The following is a 16,760-nucleotide window of genomic DNA, read 5'->3' as shown; positions in this document are numbered from 1 at the left end:
GGATCAGGCGGTCCGGCTCAGCACCGGCCGCAGCAGCAGATTGGCCAACAGGCTGACCGCCGCCATTCCGGTCATGGCCAGATAGCCGCCCGCGCCGAAGGCGTCGTACAGCGGCCCGCTGGCCAGGGTCGCCAGGCCCATCAGCACCCCGGCCGACAGCATGGAGTTCAGGGTCTGGGCCGCGGTCTGGCTGTCGCGCGGGACCAGCTTCTCGATCACTTCGACACCGGCCAGGAAATTGGCGGCGAAGCTCAGGGCGTGCAGCGCCTGCAACGGCCACAGCGCCCACAGGGGCGGCGACACGGACATGAAGGCCCAACGCACCACCGCCGCGCCCGAGGCGATCATCAATATGGGCCAGGGACCGATGCCGCGCCGACGGCGCCACGGGTCGATCACCCACATAAAGCTGATCTCGACCACCACGGCGAAGGCCCACAACAGGCCCGTCATGTCGGCCTCGACCCCTTGCGCGCGCCACAGGATGGCGGAGAAGCCGTAGTAGAAACCGTGCGCGGCCTGAACCAGACCGATGGCCAGAATGGCCGTCACGACCGCCGGGTTCTTCAACAGTCGGCCCATGCCGCGGAACCGGTCCCAGCCCAGCACAGGCGCCCCGTCATGCACCGGCTCGGGCGGCAGCACCCGCCAGGCCGCAAGGGCGATTCCGGCGCAGGCCAAGGTCACCCCGATGATGACCACCTCGGCGCCCGTCGCGCGCACGATGAAGCCGACGACGATATTGGTGACGAAGAAGGCCGCAGAGCCGAACCCGCGCGGCACTGCAAAGGCGAAGCCCTCCTTGCGCGACAGCCGCAGGTTCAACACGTCCGTCAGCGGAATGATGGCCGCCGCCCCGGTCGCGGCGATGAACCAGGTGACGGCCCAGGCGGCGAACCCATCGACCAGGCCCGCCGTCCCATAGGCAAGGGCCGACATGGCGGCCAGCAGAGCGATGGGCGTGCGACGATATCGGAACCCGTCGGCCCAGACCGCGATAGCCGGACCCGTGACCAGACGCGCCAACATGGGGGCGGCCAGAATGACCCCGATCTCGGCCCCGCTCAGCCCCTGCGACCGCATCCACAGCCCGGCGTAAGGCAGGCTGACCCCGGTGCCGATGAACATCAGGGCGTACTGAAGGGCGACGCGGGAACGGGCTGATGGGGACATGACGCCGCATAGCAGACTTCGCGGATTCGTCAGGCTAGGCTCATCGCATGAATCCGACTCGCAGCCTGATTTTATTCGCCGTCCTGAACGGGGCGCTCGCCGTCGCTCTGGGCGCCTTCGCGGCTCACGGGGCCGAGCCGCAGTTAAAGACCCTGCTGACCACCGGCACGCACTATCAACTGGTCCACGCCGTCTTCGGCTTCGGCTGCGCTCTGTGGACGGGTGGCGGCCGACTGGCGCGGACAGCGGGCTGGCTGGGCTCAGTCGGGGGCCTGATTTTCAGCCTGTCTCTGGCCGCGCTGGGTGTTCTCAGCCTGCCGGTTCTGGGCGCCATCACCCCCATCGGCGGCGTGCTGATGATCGCAGGTTGGCTTTGCGTCGCCTTTGCGGCATTCCGATCCGATAAGTGATTTTCGTGACTCCCTCGTAGAAAGACCTGCAAATCCATGGCCTTCCCTGCACCTGTCGATCCTCGCCGCGAACTCTATCCCGAGATCGAACCCTATGCGTCAGGCTGGATGCCGACCGATGGCGTGCATGAAATCTACTACGAGGTTTCCGGCAATCCGCAGGGCCGTCCGGTCGTGGTGCTGCACGGCGGACCGGGCGGGGCCGTCAATCCGGGAATGCGCCGCTACTTCGATCCGGCCCGATACAAGATCGTGATGTTCGACCAGCGCGGATGCGGCCTGTCGCGGCCCAACGCCTCGCTGGAGGACAACACCACCTGGACCCTGATCGACGACATCGAACGCCTGCGCGAACGCCTGAACATTGATCAATGGGTCGTGTTCGGCGGATCGTGGGGGTCCACCCTGTCGATGGCCTATGCGATCAAACATCCTGAGCGGTGTCTGGCGCTGGTGCTGCGCGGCATCTTCCTGCTGACCAAAAAGGAGCTGCACTGGTTCTATCAGGACGGCGCCTCGATGATCTTCCCTGACGCCTGGGAGCGGTTCCTGGCCCCCATCCCGGAGGCCGAGCGCGGCGATCTGATGGGCGCCTATTACAAGCGTCTGATCGGCGACAATGTCCAAGAGCGTGAGCGCTGCGCCCTGGCCTGGGCCGGTTGGGAGGGTGAGACCGTCAGCGTCGAAGGCCCGAACGCCAAGCCGGACAAGTTCGCCGAACCCGACTTCGCCGTCGCCTTCGCCCGCATCGAGAACTGGTACTTCACCAACGGCGGCTTCTTCGACGACGAGAACTGGATCATCAACAACGTCGACCGAATGCGACACATCCCCTGCTGGATCGCGCAGGGGCGGTTCGATGTCGTGACGCCCATCTCGGGCGCCTGGGCGCTGCACCGCGCCTGGCCCGAGGCTAAGCTGGACATTGTGGGCGACGCGGGCCACGCCTCGTCCGAACCGGGCATCGTCGACAGCCTGATCCGCGCGACCGACTGGGCCGTGACCGTCTAAGAAAAGGCCGCCGCATCAGCAGGATGCGGCGGCCTTTTCGTTTCAGATCTTGCTGCGTTCATCCAGGCTCCACGCGCCCGGTCCGGCGGTGAAGATGTACAGGAAGACGAAACAGAACAGGATGGCGGCGTCCCCGCCGTTGACCGCCGGATAGGGGCTCTGGGGGAAATGAACCATCCAGTAGGCCACCGCCATCTGGCCCGAGGCGATGAAGGCGGCGGGCCGTGTGAATAGACCCAACACCAGCAACACGCCCGTCACCAGCTCGATCACGGCGCCCACGCCGAACACGGAGAGCAACGGCACCTGCCCCGGCTGCGCGCCTTCAGGAAAGCCGAACAGCTTGACCAGACCATGCGCCAGAAACAGCAGACCGGCGACAATACGCAGGGCCGCCAATGCGCGCGGGGACCATCCACTCACTTGATTGAACATCGTGACCTTCCTCCCTGTTAGGGACGCCTGCAAAACGCAGGTCGCCCGGCCGAAACACTGTTCGGCCGGGCAGGTTGCGCCTGAGTCCTAGGCCGCGTCCACCAGCACGACTTCGGCGTCCGTCAGCGCCTTGACCGTGATGACGTCTTCTTCGGCGATGGCGGCGCCGTCGCGGGGGTTCAGCTTCACGCCGTTCACCTCGATCTCGCCAAGCGAGGCCACCAGATAGGCCCGGCGCGTGGCGCCGACCGGATAGTCGACGCTGTCGCCCGCCTTCAGCGTCGCCGCCGCAACCCGCGCCTCGGTGCGGATTGGCAGGGCGTCGGCGTCATCCTCAAAGCCGGACGCCAGGACCACGAACTGGCCAGAGCGGTCGCCCTTGGGAAAGGGCTTGGTGCCCCAGCTGGGCTTTTCGCCCCGACGCGTCGGCTCGATCCAGATCTGGAACAGACGGGTCAACTCGGTTTCGGCGTTATATTCCGCGTGACGAATGCCGGTGCCGGCGCTCATCACCTGAACATCGCCTGCGACCGTGCGGCCCTTGTTGCCCAGGCTGTCCTCGTGGCTGATGGCGCCGTCGCGGACATAGGTGATGATCTCCATATCGGCGTGCGGATGGGGCGGAAAGCCGCTGCCCGGCGCGATTTCGTCATCGTTCCAGACCCGCAGGTTGCCCCAGCTCATGCGCTTGGGATCATAATAGTTGGAGAAGGAGAAGTGGTGCTTGGCGTTCAGCCAGCCGTGGTTGGCGCCGCCCAGCGATTCAAAAGGTCTGCGCTCGATCATTGGTCTGTCCTCAGGCCGGGCCGTCCCGGCGTCATCTGCTTGATGCTTGACGACAAGATAGAGATCGGCGACCGAACAGAAATAGAAACCATCGAAACTCATTGTTTCGCTTCACATAGGCCGCCGCATGTCCCGTCTGCCCGATCTTGAAGCCATGGCCATCTTCGCCAAGGTGGCCGAGACCCAGTCGTTTTCCGGCGCGGCGGAAAGCCTGTCCCTGTCCAAGGCGACCGTGTCCAAGGCGGTGACGCGGCTGGAGCAGCAGCTTCAGACCACCCTGCTGCACCGCACCTCGCGTCGGTTCGCCCTGACGGACACCGGGCGGAATCTGGCGGCGCGCGCGGCCCATATGCTGGCCGAGGCCGAAGGCGCGGTGTCAGAGGCGCTGGACATGTCGGTGACGCCGCGCGGGCTGGTGCGCCTGGCGGCGCCGATGTCGTTCGGCATGGCCTATGTCGCCCCTGCCCTGCCCGAGTTTCTGGCCACCAACCCCGACATCTCCATCGACCTGCATCTGGCGGACGAGGTGATTGATCTGGTCGGCGGCGGCTTCGACTGCGCCCTGCGCATCGCGGCCCTGCCCGATTCCTCGCTGACGGCGCGCAAGCTCAGGCCGGTCAAACGCGCTCTGGTCGCCTCGCCGTCCTATCTGAAGCAGCGGGGTCGCCCGACGCACCCCGACGACCTGAACCGCCACGCCTGCCTCTGCTACGCCTATATGCCGACGCCGGACATCTGGAGGTTCAGCAATGCGGCGGGTGAAGAGGTGGTGGTGCGGCCGCAGGGTCCGTTGCGCGCCAACAACTCCGACGCCCTGACGGCGTCGCTGTGCGCGGGTCTGGGCATCTTTCCCCAGCCGGACTTCATCTACTGGAAGGATGTCGCGGGCGGCCATCTGGAGACGGTCATGACAGACTGGAGCCTGCCGCCCATCGCCCTGCATCTGGTCGCGCCCAGCAGCGGACCGCGCCCTGCACGGGTCACGGCGCTGATGGACTATCTGGCCGACCGGTTCAGCAAACCGCTGTGGCCCGGCGATACGGTCGGCCGCTAAAGCATCAGCCCGGCGTCAGCCGCACTTCACTTCCTTGATGATGTTGGTGGCTTCGTCGAACACGAAGTTCACCCGGTTCTCGCGGTAATCCATCGTCGCGGCGCAGCTGCTGCACAACACGCGGAAGGTCTGGCCGTGCGGCGGCTCCGGGATGGTCGAGCGGTTCTGCCCGACGTAGTTCTGGAAATCCTCGACCTTGCAGATCTTGTACGCGGCGTCCGACCAGGTCGGGTCGTCAGCCTTGGGGCTGGACGCACAGGCGGACAGGGCCAGGGCGGCGGCGCTGAGGCAGGCCAGGGTGATGGCGGTCTTCATGGTCGTTTCCTTTGATCTGTCGCGGTTCAGCCGCAACGTACCTGTTCGATTATGCCCGTGTCCTGATTGAAGAAGATGTTCAATCGGTAGGCGGAATAGTCCTGCGTCACCGGACAGGTGGTGCAGGTCACGCGCCGGTTAACCACCTCGACCGGCACAGGGATTTCGGTGCGCGGCTTGCCCACCAGATACTGCATTTCCCCCGCGCGGCAGGTGTCCGCCGTGGGGCTGGTCGGCATCCGCGTGCCGACGGGCTGGTTCAGCTGTGCGCGTTCGACGGCGCGCGGCGCAGGGGCGTCAGCGGCGGGCGTCGAACACCCGGCCAGCAGGGCAAGGCCGATCAGGCCGCCTTTTCCCAGCGCCCCTCGTCCGACTGTTTCCAATAGGCCAGGTTTGCGCCCTGCCCCTTCAGCGTCTTCCATCGCCCCCGCGCATGTTGCAGCGCCGGTTCGTCCCGTCCGTCGAATATGATGAAGCATCGTTCAAACCCTTCCGTCGCGCCAAGCTCTGCATCGTCGACGATGAACAGCGCCTGAGCGCCGTTCAGGTTCTCCCCCGATTCGCTCAACAGCACAGGCTGACGCGCGGCATGGTCCTGATCGGCGCGGCCGTGCGGCAGGAAACTGTCGTCGCGATAGGTCCACAGCGCCTCATCGACATCATCCAGCCGATGCGAGTGCGACGATTTGATCAAGGCGCGCCAGCCCCGCTCGAGGGTCTTCTCGAGCAGGGTCGGCAACACCTGGTCCAGCGTCGAACGCTCCAGGTGGTAGAACCAGATTTCGGGTTTGTCGCTCACCCGGCTCTACCTCCGGCGATCAGGATTCGTATGCGTCGGCGACCATGCGGTCCAGCGTGCGCACGGCGAAGCCGACGCCGCCTTCCGGCACAGTGGCGCTGGGGCTCTTGTTGGCCCAGGCGGTCGGCGCGATGTCCAGGTGCGCCCACGGCACGCCGTTGGTGAAGCGTTGCAGGAACAGGGCGGCGGTGATCGAGCCGCCCGCGCGGCCGTTGCCCATGTTCTTCAGGTCCGCGATCTTGGACTCGATGTGCTGCTCGTAGATGGCCGGGATCGGCATGCGCCAGAAGTTCTCGCCTACCTTCTTGGAAGCCGACAGGACGTTGTCAGACACTTCGTCCGAGTTGGAGAAGATGCCCGCATAATCCAGGCCCAGGGCCACGATCATGGCACCCGTCAGGGTGGCCAGGTCGATCATGAACTTCGGCTTGAAACGCTCCTGCGTGTACCAGAGGGCGTCGGCCAGAACGAGGCGGCCCTCGGCGTCGGTGTTGATGACCTCGATGGTCTGGCCCGACATGGACACGACCACGTCGCCCGGACGCTGGGCGTCGCCGTCAGGCATGTTTTCGACCAGGCCCAGCACGCCGACGGCGTTGACCTTGGCCTTGCGGCCCGCCAGCGCAGCCATGGTTCCGGCCACAGCGGCGGCGCCGCCCATGTCCCACTTCATGTCTTCCATGCCGTCAGCGGGCTTGATCGAGATGCCGCCGGTGTCGAAGCACACGCCCTTGCCGACGAAGGCCAGGGGTTGCGCGCCCGCCTCGCCGCCCTTCCACTGGATCACGGCCAGCTGGCTTTCGCGACGGCTGCCCTGGCCCACGGCCAGCAGCGTGCGCATGCCCAGCTTCTCCATCTCCGCTTCGCCCAGGATTTCGACTTCCAGGCCCAGGCTCTCCAACGCCTTCACGCGCTTGGCGAACTCGGCCGGGTACAGGACGTTGGCGGGCTCGGACACCAGATCACGGGCGAAGACGACGCCGTCCGCGATCGCCGACAGCGGCTCCAGCGCGGCCTCGGCGGCGCGCAGGTCGGTCGTGACGATGCGGATGGTGGTGACCGACGGAATCTTTTCAGGCTTCTGCTGGGTCAGATATTTGTCGAAACGATAGGCGGCCAGACGCGCGGCGAAGCCGACGCGGGCGGCGTGTTCGGGGCTCAGGTGCGAGGCGTCGATGGTCAGGACCTCTGCGCCCGACAGCTTGACCGCCGCATAAGCGCCGCCGCCGAAGGCTTCCACCGCCAGATCATCGCTCTTGTCCGCGGCGCCCGCGCCGACCAGCAGCACGCTGTCGGCGTTCACGCCCGCAGGCGCCGCCACGATCAGGCTCTGGCCGGTCTTGCCGGTGACGCGGCTCTTGGACAGGGCCTTGGTCAGCGCACCGGCGGCCTTGGCGTCCAGCGCCTCGCCGGCGGCCGTCAGCACACGACCCTCATGAACCGGCACGGCTAGAATTTCAGCAGCGTCAACGGCGGCGACGAACTCGATCTTCATTCAGCGACTCCAGCCAGGCCCCACCCGGCATCTGTAAAAGGGCGAAAAGACAATGGCGCGTCCGCTTGCCGCAGACGCGCCCTCATGTGCTACTAGATGCGCCTCAATATCGCCGCCTGCAACCGGGCGAAGTCCATCCGCCCATGAACCTGATTCAAAGATACCTTTTCCGACAGATCTCGCTGCCCGTGGTCGCAGCGTGCGCCGCCCTGGCTGGAATCGGGATTCTGAGCCAGAGCCTGGACCAGCTGAAGTTCATCGTCGAACGCGGTCAGAGCGTCTGGGTGATGGCCAAGCTGACCCTGCTGGCCCTGCCGCAGCTGTTGTCGGTCATCCTGCCCATCGGCCTGTTCGTCGGCGCCCTGATCGCCCTGACGCGGCTGCAGCGCGAGCAGGAGATGACGGCGGCCTTCGCGGGCGGCATGACGCGCTGGCAGGTGATTTCGCCCGCCGCCCGCCTGGCCGTGCTGGTCGCCCTGGTCACCCTGCTGGTCAATCTGTTCTTCCTGCCCTGGGCCCAGCACGAGACACGGCGTCAGGCCTTCGCCATCCGCACCGATCTGGCCGCGCTGCTGGTCGAGGAGGGGCAATTTGTCCAAGGCCCCAACGGCCTGACCGTCTATGTGCAGCAGATCGAGCAGAACGGCCTGATCAAGAATCTGTTCGTCTATCTGGAGGACGGCGCAAAGGTCACCACCTGGAACGCCGCCGAGGCCCGCTTCAGCCGCGACGCCGCCGGTACGCCGATCCTGACCATGATCGAGGGTTCGGCCCAGCGCTATTCGTCAGGCGGCGTGCTGGAGACCCTGTCGTTCGACCGTTACGACTTCTCACTGGCTCCCTTCACCAGCGTGAACGAGACGATCCGCTACAAGCCGTCGGACCTGTATCTGCCCCAGTTGATGAATCCGTCGCCGCGTCTGCTTGAGACCGCGGGCTCGCGCGGCGAACTTCTGGCCGAGGCTCATTCGCGGATGTCATCGCCGCTGTATGCGCTTGTCGCCATGTCGCTGGCCCTGTCCGCCATTCTGGGTGGAGCGTTCAGCCGAACCGGCTATTCGCTGCGAATCGCCAAGTCGGCGGGCCTGTTCCTGCTGTTGCGCGTCGTCGGTTACGCCCTTGTCGCCGCCAGCGCCTGGAACGGCTGGATGAATATCCTGCAGTATCTGGTCCCCATCGCCGCCATCGCCATTTCGCTGCGGGTCCTGTTCCGGGCGTTGAAGCCCCGGCGTCGGCGTCAGTGGCCCGCCCTTGAGAAGCTGAAGGCGAGATTCGCATGAGCACGTCCTTCATGCCGTCGCGCTTTTCGCCGCACCTGCCGCGTCTGGGCCGGATCGAACGCTATGTCCTGATCCAGCAGTTGCGCTCGCTGGGCCTGGCCCTGGCGGTGATCGCCGCCCTGGTCATGCTGATCGACTTCGTGGAGGTGTCGCGCGGCGTCGGCTCGGCCCAGGATCTGTCGGCGGTGCGCATCTTCGGCCTGGTGCTGATGAAGTCGCCGTCGGTGATCGTGCAGCTTCTGCCGTTCGTCTTCCTGTTCGGCACATTGACCGCCTTCATCGGCCTGAACCGCCGCAGCGAACTGGTCGCCATGCGCGCCGCAGGGGTATCGGCCTGGCGTTTCGTGCTGCCGGCCGCAGGGATGGCTTTCGTTCTGGGCATACTGACCGTCACCGTGCTGGGCCCGCTGGCGGCGTCCGGCGACGCCATGTGGCAGCGCGAGCGGGCGCGGATTTCGGGAACCACGCTCGGCGCTGATTCCCAGGAGGCGATCTGGCTGCGCGAGGGCGACGACCAGCGCCAGATGATCATCCGCTCTGCCCGCCAGGACCGCGCCAACGCGCGCCTGCTGGACGTCAGCTTCTTCATCTACACGACCGGCGCCGACGGCGGCCGCACCTTCTCCGAGCGGATCGACGCCCAGTCGGCGACCCTCAGTGCGGGTCGCTGGCGCCTGAACAACGCCACTGGCGCCCAGGTGGGTCAGAAGGCCGTCACCTATTCCACCCTCGACCTGCCCTCCAGCCTGGCGGACAAGGAAGCGTTCGAGCGGTTCGCCCGGCCTCAGTCGACCCCGTTCTGGTCGCTGCCGAACCAGATTCAGCGAATCGAAAACGCAGGCTTCACCTCGACCGCCTATCGTCTGCGTCTGCAGCAGCTGCTGGCCACGCCGCTGGTGTTCGCCGCCATGTCGATCCTGGCCGCCGCCTTCTCGCTGCGGCTGATGCGTCTGGGCGATCTGGCCAAGATGAGCGTGTCCGCCGTGGTGCTGGGCTTCGCCTTCTTCTTCCTGAACCAGTTCTCCTCAGCCATGGGTTCGGCCGAGGTCGTGGCCCCGTTTGTCGCGGCATGGCTTCCGCCCGTGCTGACAGCCCTCGCCGCGTTCACCTTGCTGTTCTATACCGAAGACGGCTAAGCGGGCTCCCTTACTCAGACGACGGATTGCATATGCAGGGTGATCGCCGCGACTGGCGCTCCAACGCCTTTCGGCAAAGGCTTCTGGCTGGCGCAGCGCTGATCGCCTGCGCGCCCTTCGCCACGGCTGCGGCGGCTCAGTCCGCCCAACCTGCTCCCGCCGCCTCGGGACAGGCCGTGTCGAAACAGGTCGTCGACGACGGCCTTACGCCTCAGGCCCTCTATATCGACGCCGATTCCGCCACCCGCCAGGGCGACACGGTCACCGCGACCGGCACAGCCGAAGACCGAGTTTACGCCCGCTCACGCGGCCATGTCCTGCGCGGCGAAAGCCTGTCGTACGATCTGGCGAACGGCACGGCGACGGCGGATGGCCGAGTCGAGGCCATCACCCCCGACGGCACGGTCATCTATGCCGACCATCTCGAACTCGACCGCGACCTGACCACAGGCGTCGGCGTGGATTTCGCCACCCGCTTCCAGAACGGCGCCAGCCTGATGGCCTCCACCGTGGTTCGCCGCAGCGAGAAGGTGAGCGAGATGAACTACGCCATCTTCACTCCCTGCCCCATCTGCGACGCCAAGGGCCCCAAGACGCCCAGCATCTCGATCCAGGCCGAGCGCGTGGTTCAGGACGAGGCCCTGCACGCCATCCTGTATCGCAACGCCGTCTTCCGCGTCGGCGGGGTGCCGATCCTCTACACGCCCTATTTCGCCCACCCCGACCCAACGGTGGAGCGGGCCTCCGGCTTCCTGGTGCCCATCGTCAACTATGACGACGGACGCGGCTTCTCGGCAGAGACGCCCTATCTGCACGTCGTGTCGCCCTCGGAAGACTGGCTGATCAGCCCGCAGTTCAACTCCGAGATCGCGCCCTTCCTGAATGCGCAATGGCGTCGTCGCTTCGTGGACGGCGCGATCACGGTGCGCGGCGGCTACACCTACGAGCGAAATTTCGACAAGGCCATCGGCAACAGCCTGGTCGCCAACGACCGCGAAAGCCGCAGCTATCTATTGTCGCACGGCAATTATGACCCGGCGGGGCCGTGGCGCTTCGGCTTCACGGCCGAGCACACTTCCGACAAGACCCTGTTCGACCGCTACGCCATTCGCGACCCGTACCAGGACAACGGCCTCTATTACGGGGACCGTCGCCGCCTGATCACCCAGCTCTACGCCGAACGCCAGACCGACCGGTCCTATGTCTCGGTCGCGGCCTTCCGCATCCAGAGCCTGCGCCTGGACCCGCGCTTCGCCGACAACGATTTCCGCGACGCCAACGGCAACAAGGTGTTCGAGAGCGACGAGAACCTGCCGATCGTCGCCCCGCTGATCGACGCCCGCTGGGAGCCGCATGATCCGGTCTTCGGCGGCCGTCTGCGTCTGAAGGGTTCGGCCGTGTCCCTGACGCGTGAGGCCTTCGTCGGCGCGCCGATCCTGAACCCCGCCATGGCGCCCCCGGTCACGACCGGTCTGTCAGGCGTCGACAGCCGCCGCGTCACCGGCCAGGCCGAATGGCGCCGCACCGTCATCACGCCTCAGGGCGTGCGGATCGAGCCCTTCGTCGACACCCGCGTCGACTTCTATTCGATGGCCGACCTGCCGCCGATGATGGGCGTCGACAGCGACCAGACCGTCACCCGCTCGCGGCTCAGCGCCGGAGTCGACTTCACCTATCCGCTGGTCAAGCGCACGGCCAAGGGCGACATCATCCTGGAGCCGGTCGCCCAGATCTCGATCTCCAGCAAGACCGACATCGACCCGCGCATCCCCAACGAAGACGCCCAGGTCATCGAACTGGACGAATCCTCGCTGTTCCGCATGGACCGCTTCTCGGGCTACGACCTGATCGAGGGCGGCGCACGCTTCACGGCAGGCGGTCGGGCGACGATTCGCTGGTCGGCCGGCCGCAGCGCCAGCCTGTTCGTGGGCCGCAGCTATCGCGCCGACGATGAAAACGCCTTCCGCACCACCATCCCCGACAGTCTGACGGGCGATCTCTATGATCCCACAGGCCTGGCCTCATCGACCTCGGACTGGGTGGTTCAGGGCAGCTATTCGCCGTCGGACCGCATCCGCAGCTGGGCGCACGCCACCATCGACGGATCGGGCGACATCCGCCGTGCAGAAGCCGCGCTGGATGGCCGCTGGGGCCGCCGCAACGCCGCCACCGTCAGCTATATCGTGGACCGCTCCAACCCGCTGGCGGGCGATCTGAACCGCAACTACGAGTTCATCCAGCTGGCAGGCCAGCAGTTCCTGTACGGCAACTGGGGCGTGGCCCTGGCCGGGATCGCCGATCTGGAGCAGGACATCATCACCCGCTCGGAAATCGGCGTCCTGTATGACGACGACTGCCTGCGCGTTGAATTCGGCTTCCGCCGCGATAATACGCGCGTTCGCGACAGCGGCCGGTCCGACGGGGTGTATATCCGCCTAAACCTCGCCACTTTCGGAGGTTCAGGTTATGGACAGAGCGACATACGTTGAGCATGACGCTTTACGGGGCGCGACCGCTGACCACGATGGCCGACGGACCGCTGTGAGGAATCAGGAAGACCTATGGGTTTGATGCGTTATTCGACGGGGGCTGCGCTCGCGGCGTTCCTCCTCGCCGGTTCGGCCTACGGTCAGACGGCTCCCGCTCCTGGCGCAGTCGCCGGCGCGCCGAATCCGGCCGCCGAGGTTGCGCCTGCGCCGCACACCGCGACCCAACCCCAGTTCCAGCTGGCCGACGGCATCGTGGCCACGGTCAACGACCAGATCATCACCGGCTTTGATCTGCGCCAGCGGATGCTGATGCTGATCGCCTCGGCCCAGGTCCAGCCGACCGAGGAAAATCTGCCCGCCATCCAGCAGGCCGCGCTGAACAACCTCATCGAAGACCGCCTCAAGGCGCAGGAGATGACCAAGTTCAAGCAGTTGACGGTCACCGCCGCCGACGTCGACGAGGAGATCGCCGACATGGCCCGTCGCGCCGGCGCCACGCCTGCCGACTACATGCATTTCCTGCAGGAAGGCGGCATCAACCCTGACGCCTTCCGCGAAAACCTGCGCATCGAGATCGGCTGGCAGCGTCTGACCGGCGGCCGCTTCGGCTCGCGCGCCCGCGCCAGCACCCTGCAGATCGACCAGGAGATCCGCCGCCTGAACGAAGCTGCGGCCCAGCCGCAGTACCTGCTCGGCGAAATCTATATCGAAGCCGCCCGCGTCGGCGGCCAGCAGGCGGCGCTGAACGGCGCGCGCCAACTGGTGCAGCAGATCATTCAGGGCGCGCCCTTCCAGGCCGTCGCCCAGCAGTTCTCCTCGGCGCCCTCCGCCTCGTCGCGCGTCCCCGGCGACGCCGGCTGGGTCATCAAGGCCTCGCTGCAGCCGCCGCTTCAGGCCGCGTTGGACCAGCTTCAGCCCGGACAGCTGTCCAACCCGATCCCGGTCGAGGGCGGCGTCTATATCCTGTATCTGCGTGACAAGCGCGACGGCGCCTCCACCAGCCTGGCGTCGCTGAAGCAGGTCATGGTCGAACTGCCCGAAGCCGCGACCGAGGCCCAGATCACCGCCGCGACCCGCACGCTGGAAGCCATGCGTCAGGGCCTGACCTGCGACAGCATCCTGTCCACGGCGCGCGCGACCCAGGGTGTGACCGGCGCGGACCTGGGCGAATCGGACATCGCCAACCTGGCGCCCCAGTTCCAGCAGTTCGCCCGCACCAGTGAAGTCGGCGCCATCTCGACGCCGATCCGCACCCCTCTGGGCCTGCATCTGGTCGCCCTGTGCGGTCGTCGCGTCGGCGGGCCGGAAGCCCCGTCGCGCCAGCAGGTGGAAAACCGCCTGCGTGGTCAGAACCTGTCGGTGCTTGAGCGTCGCTATCTGCGCGACATCCGCAACGACGCCCTGATCGAGTTCAAATAATGAGGCCTCTGGTTCTGACGCTGGGCGAACCCGCCGGCGTCGGGCCGGAGATCATCGCCGCCTCCTGGCGCGCGCTTTCGACTGAGGCCGCCCCCTTCGCCGTCATCGGCGACGCCGATCTGATGCGGCGTCAGGGCGTGCCTGTGGCGGAGATCATGACGCCAGCGGACGCAGCGGATCGGTTCGCCTCCGCCCTGCCGGTCATTCACCGCCCCCTTCCCCGTCCGGTCGAGGTTGGCCGCCCTGATCCCGCCAACGCCCCCTCCGTCGCCGACGGCATTGAAGAGGCGGTCAGCTTCGCCCTGTCCGGAGAGGCGTCCGGCGTCGTCACCGCCCCCATCGCCAAGGCGCCCATGTATGCGTCAGGCTTCCGCTTTCCGGGTCATACCGAGTTCATCGCCGAACTGACCGCCGACGCCCCCTATCCCGGCACGCGCGGCCCGGTGATGATGCTGACGGCCCAGAACCTGCGCGCCTGTCTGGTGACCATCCACGTCGCTCTGGATCAGGTGCCGGAACTTGTCACCGCCGAGCGCGTCGCCCGCACCGCCCGCGTCGTCCATGAAAGCCTGAAGCGCGACTTCGCCATCGCCCGCCCGCGTCTGGCCATGGCCGCCCTGAACCCCCATGCGGGCGAAGGCGGCGCCCTGGGCCTTCAGGAGATCGACATCCTGATCCCGGTCGCCCGCCAGCTCCGCGCCGAAGGCATCGACATCACCGATCCCCGATCCGCCGACACCCTGTTCCATGACGAGGCCCGCGCCACCTATGACGCCGCCATCTGCATGTACCACGATCAGGCCCTGATTCCGGTCAAGACGCTGGACTTCTGGGGCGGCGTGAACGTCTCGCTGGGCCTGCCCGTCATCCGCACCTCGCCCGACCATGGCACCGGCTTCGATATCGCTGGAAAGGGCATCGCACGTCCCGACAGCATGATCGCCGCCATCCGACTGGCATCGGAGATGGCGAAGGCGCGCGGCGCGCGCTAACAGGGCGTGTGACCGACCAACCTTCCCTCCGCGAAACCCTCGACGCCCACGGCCTTTCGGCCAAGAAGAGCTTCGGCCAGCATTTCCTGCTGGACCTGAACGTCACCCGCAAGATCGTGCGGCTGGCTGGCCCGTTCGAAGGCCGCGCCGTGATCGAGGTCGGGCCCGGCCCCGGCGGCCTGACCCGCGCCCTGCTGGAATCCGACGCCGGTCCCGTGGTTCTGGTCGAGAAAGACCCCCGCTTCATCCCCCTGCTGTCCGAACTGGACGACGGCTCCGGCCGCCTGACCATCGTCGAGGCCGACGCCCTGAAGGTGAAGGAGGCCGATCTGGTTTCCGGCCCGGCCCATCTGGTCTCCAACCTGCCCTACAACGTCGGCACGGCCCTGCTGATCAAATGGCTGACCGGGCCGTGGCTGCCGCACAGCCTGACCCTGATGTTCCAGAAGGAGGTCGCCGAGCGCGTCGCCGCTGGCCCCGGCGAAGACGCCTATGGCCGCCTGGCCGTGATCTCCCAGGCCGTCTGCACCGCGCGCATCGTCATGCACCTGCCCGCCGCCGCCTTCACCCCTCCGCCCAAGGTGGCCTCCGCCGTCGTGCATCTGGTCCCGCTGGCCGAGCGCCCCAGCCCGGAGCGGCTCAAAAAGCTGGAGCGCGTCACCGCCGCCGCCTTCGGCCAGCGCCGCAAGATGCTGCGCTCCAGCCTGAAACAGCTGGGCGGCGCCGCCCTGTGCGAAGCGGCCGGCATCGAGCCCGACGCCCGCGCCGAAACCATCGACGTGGCGGGTTTCCTGCGCCTGGCCGACGCGATTTCCTGAGCATCAGACATGACCGTCGAACCTTTCCGCGCCATTTCCGTCAGCCGCCTGGCGCACCAGCTGAAATCCGAAGGCCGTTCCATCATCCATATGGAGTTCGGCCAGCCGTCGACGGGAGCGCCCGCCGCCGCCATCGCCCGCGCCCATCAGGTGCTGGATCAGGACGCCATGGGCTATTGGGAAAGCCCCGACCTGTGCGCCCGCATCGCCCGCCTCTATGACGAGCGTTACGGCGTCGCCGTGGCGCCTGAGCGGATCGTCCTGACGAACGGCGCCTCGCCCGCGCTGGTTCTGGCCCTGAGCATGAGGTTCCGGCCCGGCGACCGCATCGCCCTGGCCCGTCCCGGCTATGTCGCCTATCGCAACACCCTGCGCGCCCTGCATCTGGATCCGGTGGAGGTCGCCTGCGGGCCGGAGACCCGGTTCCAGCTGACCGCCGCCCAACTGGAGGCGCTGGAGCCTGCGCCAGCGGGCGTGATCATCGCCAGCCCGGCCAACCCGACCGGCACCATCATTCCCAATGAAGAACTGGCCGCCATCGCCGCCGTCTGCCGCGCGCGCAACATCGCCATCATCTCCGACGAGATTTATCACGGCCTCAGCTACGTCGGTCCGACGCCGTCCATGCTGCAGTTTGCGCCCGATGCGATCATCATCAACAGCTTCTCCAAATATTGGAGCATGGCGGGCTGGCGGTTGGGCTGGCTGCTGGTTCCGGAGGCTGAAATCGACGCCGCCTGCGCCCGCATCGGCAATATGTTCCTGACCCCGCCGTCGCTGAGCCAGCACGCAGGTCTGGTCGCCATGGATCAGACAGACGAGTTGGAAGGTCATATCCAGACCTATGCCCGCAACCGCGCCCTGATGCTGGAGGCCCTGCCTGCGCTGGGCCTGAAGAAGATCGCTCCGCCGGACGGGGCCTTCTACATCTGGGCGGATATCGGCCACCTGACCAGTGACAGCATGGCCTTCTGCCAGGATCTGCTGCGCGACACCGGCGTCGCCACGGCCCCCGGCGTCGATTTCGACCCGGTCGAGGGCCATCACTACATCCGCTTCAGCTTTGCGGTGTCCACGCCTGAGGTTCAGGAGGCGTTGGCGCGAATCACGCCGTGGTTCGCCGCGCGCGCCGAACGTCCCTGAACAGC

General features: G+C 66.7%; 17 protein-coding genes. 10 read left to right on the top strand and 7 right to left on the bottom strand.

All coding sequences use genetic code 11. From position 1 onward, the window contains the following. Window positions 1-3 precede the first annotated feature (3 nt). The gene (locus JKF87_RS15335) at window positions 4-1,173 is read right to left on the bottom strand and encodes an MFS transporter (protein WP_201100759.1); all 1,170 of its coding nucleotides are present in this window, start codon (window positions 1,171-1,173) and stop codon (window positions 4-6) included. A 47-nt stretch (window positions 1,174-1,220) separates the two neighbouring features. Here JKF87_RS15335 and JKF87_RS15330 point away from each other — a divergent pair, with 47 nt between their 5' ends. Together JKF87_RS15330 and pip are read left to right on the top strand one after the other, a co-directional pair. After that, window positions 1,221-1,583 (top strand): DUF423 domain-containing protein, encoded by a 363-nt coding sequence (locus JKF87_RS15330; protein WP_201100758.1) that lies wholly within the window; start codon window positions 1,221-1,223, stop codon window positions 1,581-1,583. 36 nt (window positions 1,584-1,619) lie between these two features. After that, complete coding sequence (pip, locus tag JKF87_RS15325) at window positions 1,620-2,594, top strand: prolyl aminopeptidase (RefSeq protein ID WP_201100757.1); 975 nt, start codon at window positions 1,620-1,622, stop codon at window positions 2,592-2,594. 42 nt (window positions 2,595-2,636) lie between these two features. Here pip and JKF87_RS15320 read toward each other — a convergent pair whose 3' ends face one another. Both JKF87_RS15320 and JKF87_RS15315 read right to left on the bottom strand, forming a co-directional pair. After that, complete coding sequence (locus JKF87_RS15320) at window positions 2,637-3,029, bottom strand: DoxX family protein (protein WP_201100756.1); 393 nt, start codon at window positions 3,027-3,029, stop codon at window positions 2,637-2,639. 87 nt (window positions 3,030-3,116) lie between these two features. Continuing rightward, the gene (locus tag JKF87_RS15315; RefSeq protein ID WP_201100755.1) at window positions 3,117-3,815 is read right to left on the bottom strand and encodes a pirin family protein; all 699 of its coding nucleotides are present in this window, start codon (window positions 3,813-3,815) and stop codon (window positions 3,117-3,119) included. A gap of 127 nt (window positions 3,816-3,942) precedes the next feature. Between JKF87_RS15315 and JKF87_RS15310 the strand changes: the two genes are divergently transcribed. Next, window positions 3,943-4,869 (top strand): LysR family transcriptional regulator, encoded by a 927-nt coding sequence (locus JKF87_RS15310; protein WP_201100754.1) that lies wholly within the window; start codon window positions 3,943-3,945, stop codon window positions 4,867-4,869. Between the two features lie 15 nt (window positions 4,870-4,884). Here JKF87_RS15310 and JKF87_RS15305 read toward each other — a convergent pair whose 3' ends face one another. Genes JKF87_RS15305 through JKF87_RS15290 form a run of 4 tightly spaced genes read right to left on the bottom strand, consistent with a single transcriptional unit; the run spans window position 4,885 to window position 7,478 of the window. Then, window positions 4,885-5,184, bottom strand: coding sequence for a hemolysin (locus JKF87_RS15305; protein WP_201100753.1), 300 nt, complete (start codon window positions 5,182-5,184; stop codon window positions 4,885-4,887). Window positions 5,185-5,210: 26 nt separating this feature from the next. Beyond that, window positions 5,211-5,567 carry a DUF1996 domain-containing protein gene (locus JKF87_RS18415; protein WP_236261430.1) on the bottom strand — a complete coding sequence of 119 codons (357 nt, stop codon included), beginning with the start codon at window positions 5,565-5,567 and terminating at the stop codon, window positions 5,211-5,213. Continuing rightward, window positions 5,525-5,983 carry a DNA polymerase III subunit chi gene (locus JKF87_RS15295; RefSeq protein WP_201100752.1) on the bottom strand — a complete coding sequence of 153 codons (459 nt, stop codon included), beginning with the start codon at window positions 5,981-5,983 and terminating at the stop codon, window positions 5,525-5,527. Before JKF87_RS15295 ends, JKF87_RS18415 begins: the two co-directional genes overlap by 43 nt. 19 nt (window positions 5,984-6,002) lie before the next feature. Next, complete coding sequence (locus tag JKF87_RS15290; RefSeq protein ID WP_201100751.1) at window positions 6,003-7,478, bottom strand: leucyl aminopeptidase; 1,476 nt, start codon at window positions 7,476-7,478, stop codon at window positions 6,003-6,005. A 143-nt stretch (window positions 7,479-7,621) separates the two neighbouring features. Between JKF87_RS15290 and JKF87_RS15285 the strand changes: the two genes are divergently transcribed. From JKF87_RS15285 to JKF87_RS15255, 7 genes are all read left to right on the top strand, one after another. Then, entirely contained in the window at window positions 7,622-8,758 is a 1,137-nt protein-coding gene (locus JKF87_RS15285) for an LptF/LptG family permease (RefSeq protein ID WP_201100750.1), read from the top strand. Then, window positions 8,755-9,894, top strand: coding sequence for an LPS export ABC transporter permease LptG (gene lptG, locus JKF87_RS15280; protein ID WP_236261429.1), 1,140 nt, complete (start codon window positions 8,755-8,757; stop codon window positions 9,892-9,894). The genes JKF87_RS15285 and lptG overlap by 4 nt, the downstream gene beginning before the upstream one ends. A gap of 32 nt (window positions 9,895-9,926) precedes the next feature. Next, a complete protein-coding gene (locus tag JKF87_RS15275) occupies window positions 9,927-12,383 on the top strand; it encodes an LPS-assembly protein LptD (RefSeq protein ID WP_201100749.1) in 2,457 nt (818 codons plus the stop codon). 72 nt (window positions 12,384-12,455) lie between these two features. Next, window positions 12,456-13,802 (top strand): peptidylprolyl isomerase, encoded by a 1,347-nt coding sequence (locus JKF87_RS15270; protein WP_236261428.1) that lies wholly within the window; start codon window positions 12,456-12,458, stop codon window positions 13,800-13,802. After that, on the top strand, window positions 13,802-14,794 hold the full coding sequence (gene pdxA / locus JKF87_RS15265) for a 4-hydroxythreonine-4-phosphate dehydrogenase PdxA (RefSeq protein ID WP_201100748.1): 993 nt from the start codon (window positions 13,802-13,804) through the stop codon (window positions 14,792-14,794). Before JKF87_RS15270 ends, pdxA begins: the two co-directional genes overlap by 1 nt. Window positions 14,795-14,802: 8 nt before the next feature. Beyond that, entirely contained in the window at window positions 14,803-15,612 is an 810-nt protein-coding gene (gene rsmA / locus JKF87_RS15260; protein WP_201100747.1) for a 16S rRNA (adenine(1518)-N(6)/adenine(1519)-N(6))-dimethyltransferase RsmA, read from the top strand. Between the two features lie 9 nt (window positions 15,613-15,621). Beyond that, entirely contained in the window at window positions 15,622-16,755 is a 1,134-nt protein-coding gene (locus JKF87_RS15255; RefSeq protein ID WP_201100746.1) for a pyridoxal phosphate-dependent aminotransferase, read from the top strand. The last annotated feature ends 5 nt before the right edge of the window (window positions 16,756-16,760 follow it).

The sequence above is a fragment of the Brevundimonas nasdae genome, assembly GCF_016654005.1.
In the GTDB taxonomy this organism is placed as follows: Bacteria; Pseudomonadota; Alphaproteobacteria; order Caulobacterales; family Caulobacteraceae; genus Brevundimonas; species Brevundimonas nasdae.
Note: the sequence above shows the minus strand (reverse complement) of the source record. Positions and strands in the feature narration are given on the sequence as shown.